Source organism: Flavobacterium magnum, from assembly GCF_003055625.1.
GTDB classification, from domain to species: domain Bacteria; phylum Bacteroidota; class Bacteroidia; order Flavobacteriales; family Flavobacteriaceae; genus Flavobacterium; species Flavobacterium magnum.
Genome location: NZ_CP028811.1, coordinates 1,723,562 through 1,737,689, shown reverse-complemented (window position 1 = coordinate 1,737,689; position 14,128 = coordinate 1,723,562). Strand labels below are relative to the sequence as shown.

The following is a 14,128-nucleotide window of genomic DNA, read 5'->3' as shown; positions in this document are numbered from 1 at the left end:
TGGTTTATTTTTGGTAAAGCTAAAAAATATTTACTTTTATCGGACCCTCAAACCAAACCGTTGAATATGGAGAATGACAAACTAAGCATCACACATACTTACAGCGCTTCCGCAGAAACGGTCTGGAGCGCCCTGACGGACGTTGCCAAAATGAGGCAATGGTATTTTCCGCAGCTCGAGGAGTTCCGCCCGGAAAAAGGTTTTCAAACCGAATTCAACGTGCAACACGATGGCAACGATTTTATTCACATCTGGAAAGTGACCGAAGCCGTGGCATTACACAAAATAGCTTACGAGTGGCGCTATGGCGGATTTCCGGGCAACTCAATCCTCTCCTTTGAACTGTTCCCCGAAAATGGCAGAACAAAACTGATCCTGACCCACACCGGGCTCGATAGTTTCGAACCGTCACGTTTTCCTGCACTTTCAAAGGACAATTTCATATTGGGTTGGAGCCATTTCACTGCATCGCTTGATACTTTCCTGCAAGCACCATAAATACTGACGCTGACAAAATCCCTTTACAACAAAACAAACCCTTCCCGTTTATGAAACTAAAATTCCTGTTACCCCTCGCCATCCTTTCGCTTTGCGCCTGCTCATCGGAAAATGAAAAGGCCGACGACTCGGTACTCGGCATCTGGAAAAACACCGCGGCTTTCGATGGCAATCAGTCGACAACGCCGGGCACGGCAATGGACATTTGTGAGAACAATATAAGGCTCGCGTTCGGCGCGGACTATTTTTACAATGAATCTCTGGCGAGTGAAGTTCCGTGCGATATCGTGACGGAAAACACTTATGAATGGTCTGAAACCGGCCCCAATGCATATGAATGCAGGCATTCGGGTGACAACACCCTATATTTTACAGCAACGATAATGGACGGTACCATGACACTTTACCGACCTGACCTCGACAAGACTTACCTGCTTCGGCACACGGCCAATTAAGCTGTTTGCCACAGCTGCAAACGCATCGTATAAACTGGATAGGATTGCTTATCTTTGTACCCGATAAAAAAACACGCTATGGAAACTGTTTTAGACAATGCACTTCCTGTAGGCAAGCCCAAATGGCTTAAGGTAAAGCTGCCCATCGGCCAGAAATATACTGAACTGCGCGGATTGGTCGACAAATATAAACTCAACACCATCTGCACCTCAGGAAGCTGTCCTAATATGGGCGAATGCTGGGGCGAAGGCACCGCGACCTTCATGATTCTTGGCAATGTGTGCACGCGTTCCTGCGGATTCTGCGGCGTAAAAACCGGCCGGCCTGAGACGGTCGACTGGGATGAGCCCGAGAAAGTAGCCCGTTCAATCAAGATCATGAAAATCAAGCATGCCGTCGTCACAAGTGTCGACCGCGACGACCTTAAAGATGGTGGGTCAATCATCTGGATTGAGACCGTTAAGGCCATACGCAGGATGAATCCCGAAACGACACTCGAAACACTGATTCCGGATTTTCAGGGCATCGAAAGAAATATAGACCGCATCGTAGAAGCCAATCCGGAAGTGGTATCACACAATATGGAGACCGTGCGCCGACTGACACGCGAAGTGCGCATTCAGGCAAAATATGACCGCAGCCTTGAAGTATTGAGGTACCTGAAAGAGAAAGGGATTAACCGGACCAAATCAGGAATTATGCTCGGGCTGGGTGAAACTGAGGAAGAAGTCATACAGACAATGCAGGACCTGCGCAATGCCCATGTCGATATTGTGACCATCGGGCAATACCTCCAGCCTTCGAAAAAGCACCTGCCCGTGAAGGAGTTCATCACGCCCGAACAGTTTAAGAAATATGAAGAAATCGGCAGGGAAATGGGATTTCGACACGTGGAAAGCGGGGCTTTGGTGCGCTCGAGTTATCATGCCCAAAAGCATATTCTTTAACCGGTACACGTTACAGGGTGTGAGACGCAGCCTTACACCCTGGACCCTGAACCCTGAACCCTGGACCAATTGAAAACAAAAATCGCCATCAACGGCTTTGGGCGCATCGGCCGCAATCTTTTCAGGTTACTGATTGATCATCCGGAAATTGAGGTGGTTGCCATCAACGACATTGCCGATAACAGGACGATGTCGCATCTCATCAAGTACGACAGCATACATGGCATACTCCCTTACGACTGCACTTTTGATACCGATGCCATTACAGTAAACGGCAAAGCTTACCGTTTTTTCCACGAACGCGACATTTCAAATCTCGACTGGGGGTCAGTCGCCGTCGATGTAGTGATCGAATCGACCGGTAAGTACAAGACTTTCGACGAAATCAACGCGCACATCCTGGCCGGTGCCAAAAAGGTGATCCTGTCCGCACCGTCCGAAGTCGACAACATCAAAACTGTCGTATTGGGCGTAAATGAGCACATTCTTGACGGCACGGAAACCATCGTGTCGAACGCAAGCTGTACCACGAACAACGCCGCACCGATGCTCAAGGTCATCAGCGACTTATGTGGTATCGAACAGGCTTATATCACGACGGTGCATTCGTATACTACAGACCAAAGTTTGCATGATCAACCGCACAAAGACCTACGCAGGGCGCGCGGCGCATCGCAATCCATAGTACCTACCACTACAGGGGCGGCTAAGGCGCTCACCAAGATTTTCCCGGAATTTGAGGGCAAAATCGGGGGAAGCGGCATCCGCGTCCCGGTCCCTGACGGCTCACTGACGGACATCACCTGCTATGTGAAACGCGAAGTCAGTATTGAAGAAATCAACCACGCCTTCCTGAACGCCTCCTGTGGGGAGCTCAAGGGCATCCTCGCCTACACCGAAGACCCGATCGTCTCGGTCGACATCATCGGAAATCGCAATTCGTGCCTATTCGACGCACAGCTGACATCGGTCATTGACAAAATGGTTAAAGTCGTTGGCTGGTACGACAATGAGATCGGGTATTCGTCAAGAATAATCGATTTAATTAGGATTTTGTTTCAGAAATAAATTATATTTATTGCGGCTAATCAGGACTATGCAATGAGGTTAATAATCGTTTTCTTACTTTTAATTTCGTGCGGTAATTCTGATATTTCTGCGGCGACCGGGATACAAACGGGCCCGTCCATTTCCTTATCAATCCCAAAAGCTTTCTGTTCCTTATCCGCAAATCCGATCCCGTCATCCACATCAAACCAAAGCAGCCTCAAACCTGAGGAAGTTTCAAAACACGCGGCCCTGACTACCGAAAACAAATTTTCAAAAGTCGTCAGCATCCTCAGCCTTGCACTGATTTCAATCCTGTCATTACTGAGTCTGTCACTCTACCGCAATAACAACATACGCAAGCAGACCAATGCGCTGCTACAGGAAAAAAACAGCGAATTGCTGCTGGCCAAGGAAAAAGCGGAGCGTGCGTCAACCGCGCGGTCTGAATTTCTCTCCACGGTTAGCCATGAGCTGCGTACGCCGTTGAACGCGATTACCGGGATCACGCACCTGCTGATGGAGGAAGATCCCAAACCTACGCAGGTTGATTACCTCAAATCCCTGCAATTTTCAGGAAATTACCTGCTGAATTACATCAATGAGATCCTTGAAATCAACCGCATCGAGTCCAGGAGCATTGAAGTGGAAAAAATCGACTTTGACGTGCGCGCACTGTTCACGGGCATCCATCATTCGATGAAGGAACAGGCAGCGCAGAACCAGAATGAGTTCCTGCTGGAAATCGATCCCGACCTTCCGGAAATGCTCATAGGCGACCCCACGAAACTATCCCAGATCTTCATCAACCTGGTCAACAACGCCATAAAATTTACACAAAAGGGTAAAATCATGGTCCTGGTGAAATTACTGAAATCCGAAAACAAAAAGTCGACGGTGTATTTCGAAGTGTCCGATACCGGCATCGGAATACCTATAGATAAGCAGGAAAGCGTTTTTGAAAGTTTTTCGCAAGGGTCTATTGAAATCAAACGCAAATACGGGGGGACAGGATTAGGGCTCGCGATTGTAAGGCGACTGATTATCATTTTAGGCGGCAATATCAACCTTTCCAGTAAAATCGGCCAGGGCACAGTCTTCTCTTTTACGCTCGAATTCAGGGAAGGTGTCAGGCAACCCATTCGCAGCCCGCATTTCAATGACAATGATCTTATTTCCAAAAAAATCCTGCTCGTTGAGGACAACAAGATCAACCAGATGATTACCAAAAGGCTGCTTGAGAAAAAACAGATGTACTGCGACATCGTGGAAACCGGCGAGGATGCGGTGGCGATTGTGAAAGAAAACCGTTACGACCTGATCCTGATGGACGTACACCTGCCCGGGATTAACGGCACCATTGCCACGCAGCAAATCAGGCTTTTTGACTCCACGACGCCTATCGTTGCGCTCACGGCCATTTCGTTGCTTGAAAACCGTGAGATGCTCTTATCTTATGGGATGAACGAAGTCATTACCAAACCATTTGAACCGGACAATTTCTTTGCAGTGATTGCTGAATACGTCCAGAAAGAAAGCGCCTAGTATCTTACAATCAGGCTCTTAATCAGGCTCCGCACAAGGGGTTCCGCTTTTTGGGCGGCTTCGAGCACTTCCTGATGCGTTATCGTGCCGATGCTTTCCTCATTGCCCATATCGGTAATGACCGATATACCGAACGTTTCGAGTTCCATATGCCTTGCTACGATGACCTCAGGCACCGTTGACATCCCGACGCAATCCGCTCCAAGTATTTTCACCATCCGATATTCCGAAAGCGTCTCAAACGTGGGGCCCTGCAATCCGAGATACACACCGTCATGCACCGGAATGCCCAATTCACCGGCAATTTCTTTGGCTTTGGCCATCATCATTACGGAAAACGGCTCGCTCATATTGACAAACCGCGGACCGAAACGCTCGTCGTTTAAGCCGCGCAGCGGATGCTCAGGCAACAGGTTGATCTGGTCTTTCAGGATGACAACCGACCCGACGTGATATTCAGGGTTCACCCCACCCGACGCGTTGGAAACGACCAGCTTGCTTACTCCGGTATATTTCATGACGCGAACAGGGAAAGTGACTTCCTTCATGTCGTAGCCTTCATAAAAATGAAAACGCCCCTGCATCGCAACGACCCTCTTTTCTCCAATCATTCCGAAAACCAAAGCGCCTTTATGTCCCTGTACCGTAGAAACCGGAAAATTCGGGATCTCGTGGTAAGGAATCGTAAATTGAATGTCAATGTCTTCTGTAAAACTTCCCAATCCGGAACCGAGTATTACGCCGTATTCCGGATGGAAATGATTCGTCCTTTCATTAATGAAGCTGACGGTTTGCTGTACTTTTTCCCACATAATTATTAATCATTTTATCGAATTGATCACCGTCCCGAAGTATTACCGTCCGGATCGGGAGATAGTACAGCCTCGCGCTGCCAAGCTTCCTAGTGAGCCGGACGTAGTCTTTCTCAGTGGTGATGATGAGTTTGTTTTCGGACAGTCTTTTTATTTCGGCAAGGTCTGACGCAGTAAAGTCATGGTGGTCAGGAAATGTCATGAGTGTATCCGTTTCGTTCCGGAGATGTGCGAAAAAAGGGCCGGGCTTCGCAATTCCTGCAACCAGCGTTTTGGGCAGGGCCTTCGCCTCTTCGGCCATCATTCGGCTATTTTCGGACAAAACATAATCCGAATAATCAATACTGCTGAAAAATACTTCCTGGCCCGCAAGTGGATTGATTTTCCGGCGGATCGCTGCCATCGTGTCCATGCTGATGTCAGCCGGGCATTTGGTTATCACGATGATATTGGCGCGCCGTGCCCCGCGCCGGCCCTCTCTTAAATGGCCTGTCGGGAGCATGAAATCATCCGGGTACAGGTCGCCATAAGCAGTCAGCAGCATGTAAAATCCCGCGGTAACCCGTCGGTGCTGGTAGGCGTCGTCCAACAAGATGACTTCGGGTTTCACAGGCAGAGATAACAACCTTGCGATCCCATTTTTCCGGTCAGCATCGACCGCTACCTGAATATCCGGAAATTTTCGATGGTATTGGAATGGCTCATCTCCGAGTATCTCAGCATTGGAATCTGGGTCAGCCAAAACAAAACCGGACGATTTTCGCTTGTAACCCCGACTTAAGACCGCGACCTTATGATTTTCAGAAAGCAATCGGATCAGGTATTCAACCTGCGGAGTTTTCCCGGTGCCGCCGACACTCAAATTCCCAACGGCGATAACGGGGACGTCAAAAGATGCTGATTTTAAAATGCCCTTATCGTAAAGGAAATTGCGCAAACCGGTAATCCAGCCGTACAACACGGCAAACGGAAAAAGTATTATTCGCAGCAAAACCATGATGCGAAAGTAGAATATTTTATCTTTGGATACTTTAGTTACCTTTTAAATTATGCTGATAAAAGAAATACTTTCCGCCCTTGAGGAAATGGCTCCGCTCGCCTACGCCGAAGATTTTGACAACGTCGGTCTGCTCGTAGGCAATGCCGAAAACACGGCGACCGGCGTATTGGTTTGCCACGATGCCCTGGAAAGCGTGATTGATGAAGCCATTGCGAAAAACTGCAACCTCGTGGTTTGCTTCCATCCGATCCTGTTTTCTGGACTGAAAAAGATCACCGGGAAAAATTATGTCGAACGCGCGGTCATTAAGGCCATCAGGAATGATGTGGCAATTTATGCCGTGCACACCGCTCTGGACAACCACCGCGACGGCGTGAATAAGATTTTCTGTGAGGCATTGGGGTTGAAGAATGTCAGGATGCTCGTTCCCAAAACCGACTTTATCCGAAAGCTCGTGACCTACACCGTGGCCGAAAACGCGGATAAATTACGTCAGGCGTTGTTCGCGGCCGGTGCGGGCAGTATCGGAAATTATGAGCACTGCAGCTTTAATTCGGCCGGGACAGGTACCTATCGGGGCAACGACCACAGCAATCCGGTAGTGGGCAGCCGCGGCGAATTCATGCAAACACCCGAAATCAAAATCGAAGTCACCTTTGAAAAGCAACTTGAGAAGAATATCCTCAAGGCACTATTCTCGAATCATGTGTATGAGGAAGTGGCCTACGAGATTTATGCGCTGCAAAACCAGCACCAGCATATCGGACTGGGGATGATTGGCGAACTTGAAACGACGTACAATGAGTTGGATTTCCTGCATTTCGTTAAAGATAAGATGGGTTGTGGCGGCATCCGCCATAGTGCGTTCCGGCATAAGAATGTCCATAAAGTGGCGGTCCTCGGCGGTGCAGGAAGTTTCGCAATCGGACATGCCATCCGTGCCGGCGCTGACGCTTTCCTGACTTCTGACCTTAAATACCATCAGTTTTACGAAGCGGAAGGGAAACTGCTTTTAGCGGATATCGGACATTATGAAAGCGAGCGGTATACAAAAAATTATATTGTTGATTATCTTACGAAAAAAATACCTAATTTTGCATTCATTTTATCAGAAGAAAATACAAATCCAGTTAAGTACTTATAATTTATGGCGGCTACAAAAGAATTGAGTGTTGAAGACAAGTTAAGGGCAATCTACGATTTACAATTGATCGATTCTCGAATTGACGAAATCAGGAATGTCAGGGGCGAACTTCCGCTGGAAGTGGAAGATCTTGAAGACGAAGTTGCCGGTTTGAAATCCCGTTCAGAAAAACTGAAATCTGAACTTGACGTGATCGAAGACCAGATCAAAGCAAAGAAAAATGCAATCGATGAGCACAAAGAGGCCATCAAAAAATACACCAAACAACAGGAAACCGTACGAAACAACCGTGAGTTCAACTCGTTGACGAAAGAAGTGGAATTCCAGGAACTGGAAATCCAACTGGCTGAAAAGCAAATCCGCGAGATGAAGGCTTCCATAGAATATAAAAAACAGGTTGTGGCCCAATCCTCTGAAAAACTCGAGGAAAAACAGGCACACCTTGACCATAAAAAGTCAGAACTTGACGCCATTATGGCTGAAACTTCTAAAGAAGAAGAGTTCCTGTCACAAAAATCAGCGGAGTTCCGCGCATTGATCGAGGAACGACTACTGACGGCTTACAACCGCATCCGCAGCAGCGTGAGGAATGGCCTGGCCGTGGTATCTATCGAAAGGGGCGCATCAGCCGGATCTTTCTTTACGATCCCGCCGCAGACGCAAGTCGAAATCGCTTCAAGGAAAAAAATCATTACCGATGAGCATTCCGGAAGGATTCTTGTAGACAGCGCGCTGGCTGACGAGGAAAAACAAAAAATGGAAAAGCTTTTCGCTGACATGCAATAAACCAAAAACCTCCAGAACGGAGGTTTTTTTATATGAAAAAAATACCGTTTTTACTGCTGACCAAATCCATCGGTTGCGGCATCAACCTCATGGGTGTCGTCAATCCGTCGAAAGCACAAAAGCTCGCTTACCGTTTCTTCAGCGAGCCCCGCACAGGCAAACTGACCGCTGACCGGCTTCCTGCGATACTTTCCTCCGCCGAACGGCAGCAGTTCTTATTTGGCCAACAGCCTTTCAACGCTTTCGTCTGGAAAGGGAATCACGATGTCATCTTATTGGTTCACGGCTGGGAAAGCAACGCCGCACGCTGGGAAAAACTGCTGCCTTATCTCCGCAAAAGCGGGAAAACCATCGTTGCGATTGATGCGCCTGCGCACGGACTCTCGCCGGGCAGGGAATTTACCGTACCGACGTATTCGGAGTTTATCAACATCGCTGCACGGCATTTCAGGCCCTCTTCAATCATCGGTCATTCGATCGGCGGGACGGCAGCCCTGTACTACCAGCATCGATTCCAAAATCCCGAAATCAAAAAAATGATAACGCTGGGTGCGCCGTCAGAACTGCAGGTTATCGTCAATCAGTACACCCGGTTACTCGGACTGAGCCCGCGAACGTCAGCCTTGCTTGACCGTTACTTTCCCGAGCATTTCGACATTCGAATCGCCGACTTTTCCTCGCATCTGTTCGCCAGGTCGATAGGTGTTCAGGGCCTTATCATCCACGACCTTGACGACACCGTCGTCTCTTTTGCCGAAGCGCAGAAAATTGCAGACTCCTGGAAAAATGCGGGTTTTGTCCAAACCAAAGGACTTGGGCACAGCATGCACGACGAGGCACTGTATCAACAGATTGCTGATTTTTTAGAAGCATGATCCCGCTGTCCGCTGTATCTTTTTTATCCTCCCTTGCTGCGCCGGGAGTTAAAAAAGGATGCCGCTTCCATCGGGGCTGGCGTACCGGCCGGCCTGACGCAATTTCGCTTATTTGCGCTCCGAACCATTCCACTAATTAATTACCTTTGCGTTATGGAGGAAAATTTAAAGCGCATCAACAAATTCATTGGTGAAACCGGATTCTGTTCCCGCCGGGAAGCGGACAAGCTGATTGAGGAAAAGCGGGTAACCATCAATGGCGAAATCGCTGAAATGGGCACGAAAGTCTCGATGGACGATGAAATCCGCGTAGACGGAAAACTCATCCGTGAAAAAAATGAGAAACCCGTATACCTCGCATTCAACAAACCTGTAGGTATTGAGTGCACTACCAACCCCGACGTGAAAGACAACATCGTCGATTACATCAACTATCCCAAACGTGTGTTCCCGATAGGACGGCTCGACAAAGCCAGCGAAGGCTTGATTTTCATGACCAACGACGGCGACATCGTAAACAAGATCCTGCGCGCCCGAAACAACCATGAAAAAGAATATATTGTTACCGTTGACAAACCGATTACCTCACGCTTTATTGAGCGCATGGGCAACGGCATTCCGATCTTGGATACGGTGACAAGGAAATGCAAAGTTGAAAAAACCGGTAAATCTGAATTCAGGATCATCCTGACACAGGGCCTGAACCGCCAGATCCGGCGTATGTGTGAATATTTAGGTTATGAAGTAGTCACGCTGAAAAGAATCCGCATTATTAATATTTCGCTTGACCTTCCTGTGGGCCGTTACCGCAACCTGACCGACAGTGAAATCAGCGATCTGAACCAGTTGATTGCCCCTTCGAGTAAAACGGAAGAGGCGAGTTTACCGAAGCCGGGCAGCCGTACGAACGAACGTCCCCCGGAACGCAAGCCGATGGTTTTCAAAAAAGCGGAAACCCGGGAAAATGAAAGCCCGCGGTCGGTTCCGAATTCTAAGTTTTCACAGAAAAAACCGCTTCCGAAAGTCGAATTTATCAAGAAGGACGATCCGAACTACAGGAAAAAAGGGGACTATTAGCTCACTTCCTGCGCTGTTCCCTGGCCAATAACGTATTTTTCAGCAGCATGGCAATCGTCATCGGTCCGACACCGCCCGGAACCGGGGTAATGTGCGAGACTTTCTTGCTCACGTTTTCAAAATCGACATCGCCCGTGATGATGTAGCCTTTCTCAGAATTTTCATCGGCAACGCGTGTAATCCCGACATCGATGACTACTGCACCGTCTTTCACCATTTCCGCTTTGAGGTAATTGGGAACGCCCAAAGCCGTGATAATGATGTCGGCCTGCGTGGTAATCTGCGCTATATTTTTGGTGTAGCTGTGTGTTAAGGTTACAGTGGAATTTCCCGGAAAACCTTTCCTTCCCATGAGTATGCTCATGGGACGGCCCACGATATGGCTCCGGCCAATCACGACCGTGTGCTTGCCTTTGGTTTCTACATTATAACGCTCGAGCAATTCCAAAATACCAAAAGGCGTCGCCGGTATAAACGTGGTCATGTCGAGTGCCATCTTTCCAAAATTTTCAGGATGGAAACCATCGACATCTTTAGAAGGATCTATAGCCATCAGCACTTTTTGCGTATCAATCTGGTCCGGCAACGGCAATTGCACGATAAATCCATCGATATCATCATCAGCGTTCAGGTCGTGGATCTTTTTGAGCAATTCAGTTTCCGATGTGGTGCTGGGCAGCCTGACCATGGTCGACTCAAACCCGACGCGTTCACAGGCCTTGACTTTGCTGCTGACGTAAGTGAGGCTGGCACCATCGTTTCCGACGATGACGGCGGCCAGGTGCGGTACTTTTTCCCCACGGCTTTTCATGGCCGACACCTGTGCGGTGATTTCTGTCTTTATGTCTTCCGAAGTTTTCTTTCCGTCAAGTAGGATCATCATGTAATTGTTTATAGGGTTAATGGGACAGGGCGTCCGTAAACAGTCAGGGTGCAGCGTCCATCACCTGAACTTTGCACCCTGAACTTATCATTTATCTCATTCCTTTCATGCCGCCCATCATTTTCATGAGGTTTTTTCCTCCGGGCCCCTGCATCATCTTCATCATTTTGCTCATCTGGTCGAATTGCTTCATGAGTTGGTTGACCTCCTCAATCCTGCGTCCGGCACCTTTGGCAATCCGGGTTTTCCTTTTCATGTCGATGATTGCCGGGCGAGAGCGTTCTGCCGGTGTCATTGAATAAATGATCGCTTCAATGTGCTTGAACGCATCGTCTTCAATCTCGACATCTTTCATGGCTTTTGACGCGCCTGGAATCATCCCGACAAGGTCTTTCATGTTACCCATTTTCTTGACCTGTTGGATCTGGCTGAGGAAATCGTCGAATCCGAATTCATTCTTCGCAATCTTCTTCTGTAATTTCCGGGCCTCCTCTTCATTAAACTGCTCCTGCGCCCTTTCTACCAGCGATACGACATCACCCATCCCAAGGATACGCTCGGCCATACGATTTGGATAGAATACGTCAATCGCTTCCATTTTTTCCCCGGTACCGACAAACTTGATCGGCTTGTTCACCACCGATTTAATGGTCAGGGCGGCACCCCCTCTGGTGTCACCATCGAGTTTTGTCAGGATGACACCGTCAAAATTGAGTCGGTCGTTAAACGCCTTGGCCGTATTGACGGCATCCTGTCCTGTCATCGAATCGACGACGAAAAGCGTTTCCTGCGGATTCAACGCCTTATGGACATTCGCGATTTCAGTCATCATTTCTTCATCTACCGCAAGACGACCTGCTGTATCGACGATGACTACGTTGTAGCCTTTTTCCTTCGCATATTTAACGGCATTCAAAGCAATCTCAACGGGGTTGTTATTTCCCAGCTCCGAATACACTTCAACGCCTATCTGGTCGCCAACTACGTGCAGCTGGTTGATCGCCGCGGGACGGTACACATCACAGGCTACCAGGAGCGGCTTCTTATTTCTCTTCGTCTTAAGGTGGTTGGCCAGTTTTCCTGAAAAAGTCGTTTTACCCGACCCTTGGAGTCCTGACATCAGGATAACCGTCGGATTTCCTGAAAGATTGATGCCTGCCACATCGCCACCCATCAATTCGGTCAGCTCATCCTTTACGAGCTTGACCAAAAGCTGGCCCGGCTGCAGCGTGGTCAATACATCCTGCCCGATTGCTTTTTCCTTTACCGTATTGGTAAATTCCTTGGCTATTTTAAAATTGACGTCGGCATCCAGGAGCGCGCGGCGCACTTCCTTAAGGGTATCGGCGACATTGATTTCGGTGATTTTGCCGTGGCCTTTCAGGATATGAAACGCCTTATCGAGTTTTTCGCTTAAATTATCGAACATAATGCTGTCTTTTAAAGGCGCAAAGATAACGTAATCCTGTGAAGCGGCAAAGCGCCGCCGACTACAAAAAAAACAAAAAACCAGCCCTGAAAGCGGGCTGGTTTTAAAAACAAACCAAAAAATATAAACTATTAATTAACACACGTGTTATTGTCGCCCTCGAGTTTGAAGAGCGTGCTGATTTCGCTTTGGTTAAGCTTCCTCCTGTACACCCTGATGTCGTCGAGGCTTCCCTTAAACTTCCGTCCGAAATAATAATCGAAAAGTTGGGTATTGATGAAAATCGGGTCAGGAGATTCCGCCGCGCCGATAAAAACACCGTCGCGATACAGGTTTACATGGGCCGAGGGCGCGCCGTCCTCAACCGTTACGACGAGATGGTGCCACGCGGGATTGTCAGTCTGCATATTCCACGACCCGTCCCAGAGGTTAAAAATCGGATCCTGGTTGGCATAAAACAACGGCCTGTTCAGGTCATACAATGCCAATCCGAAACTCAGCGGGTTGCCCTGGCTTGCCTCTGATTTTTCAAAAAGGAATTCAAGGTCGGTTTCGTTGGTGTTGTTCGCCTTAAACCAAAGACTTACAGATACCGCGCCACCCTCGATATTGTTGCCCGGTGTAGCCATTAATTTAAGATAATCCAGATCGCTTCCGCTGAACGTGACCGCGCTATTGGCATTGCCATTCCTGTCAGTAACGAATACCGGCGGATAATTGTCATTGTATATCGCGTCCGCGCCCGACATAAGGTCGCGTGCCTCATTCGCGAAAGGCATGTAAATCACCAGACTGTCCATCAGGATGCGCGGATTGTTGCATGGCGTCTCCACAGGAAAACAATTGTTCATCGCAGACTGGATTGCGGCGAGCAGTTCCGCGTTGCTATGGATCACCACTATTTCACCATCGATGGTGACGCTCATCGGGTAAGCGATTGCGTAAAATTCGTTAGCGCCGAGATTTGACAGGAATCCCAAAAGCTGTGCATCGTTCTGGAACGTATAGGTATCGGCCACCTGAAAATCGCTGTTATAGCCGAAAACTGTCACCGGATATACAATTGAAAGGCACGGAATCACGGCACTTACAGGATTTCCGGACTCACAGGACACTTTGTGCATATGCATTTCCTGCTGATTGTGTATGACTGCCTCGCTTCCATCGGCGTATACGATAGTCACCGGAAATTCCATATTGAAATGATCATTGCCGTCAAATTCGTGAATCGTATTCTTCACCGCTTCCAATGACCCGGCGTCAGTGACCTGGGCGCCATAAGATGTGGTATTATTCCCGTCAGTGTCATAAATCCAGACCGTGTAGGGCATCCTGATGGAGAAGCACGCAGTACTGTCCAGGGTATTGTCACCGTCGTCGGAAGCGGAAACACGACGTAACAGCGTCGTCAACTCAGATTGACGGTCGAGACGCTGCGGATTTGGCGTTACCGAATCCTGATCCTGCTGGCAGGCCGCCGGCAAAAGGCTCAGCACCGCAATGAACGCCAACAGCAATAACGTTTTTTTCATAATTATGGACTAATTTACAGTAGAACAGTTAACAGGCAAAATACCCTACTTATTTAACACCCGCAAAAAATTGTTTCCAAAAGTTAGGGTAATTTAA

14 protein-coding genes are annotated in these 14,128 nt (G+C 48.4%); 9 read left to right on the top strand and 5 right to left on the bottom strand.

From position 1 onward, the window contains the following. Positions 1-66: 66 nt before the first annotated feature. The 5 genes from HYN48_RS07120 to HYN48_RS07100 all read left to right on the top strand — a co-directional run bounded on the left by HYN48_RS07120 (position 67) and on the right by HYN48_RS07100 (position 4,493). A complete protein-coding gene (locus HYN48_RS07120; RefSeq protein WP_108370451.1) occupies positions 67-498 on the top strand; it encodes an SRPBCC family protein in 432 nt (143 codons plus the stop codon). Between the two features lie 50 nt (positions 499-548). Continuing rightward, entirely contained in the window at positions 549-953 is a 405-nt protein-coding gene (locus HYN48_RS07115) for a hypothetical protein (RefSeq protein WP_108370450.1), read from the top strand. Positions 954-1,031: 78 nt separating this feature from the next. After that, the gene (lipA, locus tag HYN48_RS07110; protein ID WP_108370449.1) at positions 1,032-1,901 is read left to right on the top strand and encodes a lipoyl synthase; all 870 of its coding nucleotides are present in this window, start codon (positions 1,032-1,034) and stop codon (positions 1,899-1,901) included. A 69-nt stretch (positions 1,902-1,970) separates the two neighbouring features. Beyond that, positions 1,971-2,969: a type I glyceraldehyde-3-phosphate dehydrogenase gene (gene gap, locus HYN48_RS07105; RefSeq protein WP_108370448.1), complete on the top strand. Its 999-nt coding sequence runs from the start codon at positions 1,971-1,973 to the stop codon at positions 2,967-2,969. Positions 2,970-3,002: 33 nt separating this feature from the next. Continuing rightward, on the top strand, positions 3,003-4,493 hold the full coding sequence (locus tag HYN48_RS07100) for an ATP-binding protein (RefSeq protein WP_108370447.1): 1,491 nt from the start codon (positions 3,003-3,005) through the stop codon (positions 4,491-4,493). On the opposite strand, the gene HYN48_RS07095 is transcribed toward HYN48_RS07100, so the two are convergent. Together HYN48_RS07095 and lpxK are read right to left on the bottom strand one after the other, a co-directional pair. Continuing rightward, complete coding sequence (locus HYN48_RS07095; protein WP_108370446.1) at positions 4,490-5,305, bottom strand: purine-nucleoside phosphorylase; 816 nt, start codon at positions 5,303-5,305, stop codon at positions 4,490-4,492. The genes HYN48_RS07100 and HYN48_RS07095 overlap by 4 nt on opposite strands. After that, complete coding sequence (gene lpxK / locus HYN48_RS07090; RefSeq protein ID WP_108370445.1) at positions 5,268-6,302, bottom strand: tetraacyldisaccharide 4'-kinase; 1,035 nt, start codon at positions 6,300-6,302, stop codon at positions 5,268-5,270. The genes HYN48_RS07095 and lpxK overlap by 38 nt, the downstream gene beginning before the upstream one ends. A 52-nt stretch (positions 6,303-6,354) precedes the next feature. Here lpxK and HYN48_RS07085 point away from each other — a divergent pair, with 52 nt between their 5' ends. From HYN48_RS07085 to rluF, 4 genes are all read left to right on the top strand, one after another. Continuing rightward, positions 6,355-7,449, top strand: coding sequence for a Nif3-like dinuclear metal center hexameric protein (locus HYN48_RS07085; protein WP_108370444.1), 1,095 nt, complete (start codon positions 6,355-6,357; stop codon positions 7,447-7,449). Between the two features lie 3 nt (positions 7,450-7,452). Then, a complete protein-coding gene (locus HYN48_RS07080) occupies positions 7,453-8,235 on the top strand; it encodes a zinc ribbon domain-containing protein (protein ID WP_108370443.1) in 783 nt (260 codons plus the stop codon). Positions 8,236-8,267: 32 nt separating this feature from the next. Beyond that, positions 8,268-9,110 carry an alpha/beta hydrolase gene (locus HYN48_RS07075; protein WP_108370442.1) on the top strand — a complete coding sequence of 281 codons (843 nt, stop codon included), beginning with the start codon at positions 8,268-8,270 and terminating at the stop codon, positions 9,108-9,110. Between the two features lie 153 nt (positions 9,111-9,263). Then, positions 9,264-10,187 carry a 23S rRNA pseudouridine(2604) synthase RluF gene (rluF, locus tag HYN48_RS07070; protein WP_108370441.1) on the top strand — a complete coding sequence of 308 codons (924 nt, stop codon included), beginning with the start codon at positions 9,264-9,266 and terminating at the stop codon, positions 10,185-10,187. A 1-nt stretch (position 10,188) separates the two neighbouring features. Here rluF and HYN48_RS07065 read toward each other — a convergent pair whose 3' ends face one another. The 3 genes from HYN48_RS07065 to HYN48_RS07055 all read right to left on the bottom strand — a co-directional run bounded on the left by HYN48_RS07065 (position 10,189) and on the right by HYN48_RS07055 (position 14,031). Then, entirely contained in the window at positions 10,189-11,067 is an 879-nt protein-coding gene (locus tag HYN48_RS07065; protein ID WP_108373456.1) for a bifunctional 5,10-methylenetetrahydrofolate dehydrogenase/5,10-methenyltetrahydrofolate cyclohydrolase, read from the bottom strand. Between the two features lie 94 nt (positions 11,068-11,161). Next, entirely contained in the window at positions 11,162-12,499 is a 1,338-nt protein-coding gene (gene ffh, locus HYN48_RS07060) for a signal recognition particle protein (protein WP_108370440.1), read from the bottom strand. 131 nt (positions 12,500-12,630) lie between these two features. Beyond that, a complete protein-coding gene (locus HYN48_RS07055) occupies positions 12,631-14,031 on the bottom strand; it encodes a LamG domain-containing protein (RefSeq protein WP_108370439.1) in 1,401 nt (466 codons plus the stop codon). Between the last annotated feature and the right edge of the window lie 97 nt (positions 14,032-14,128).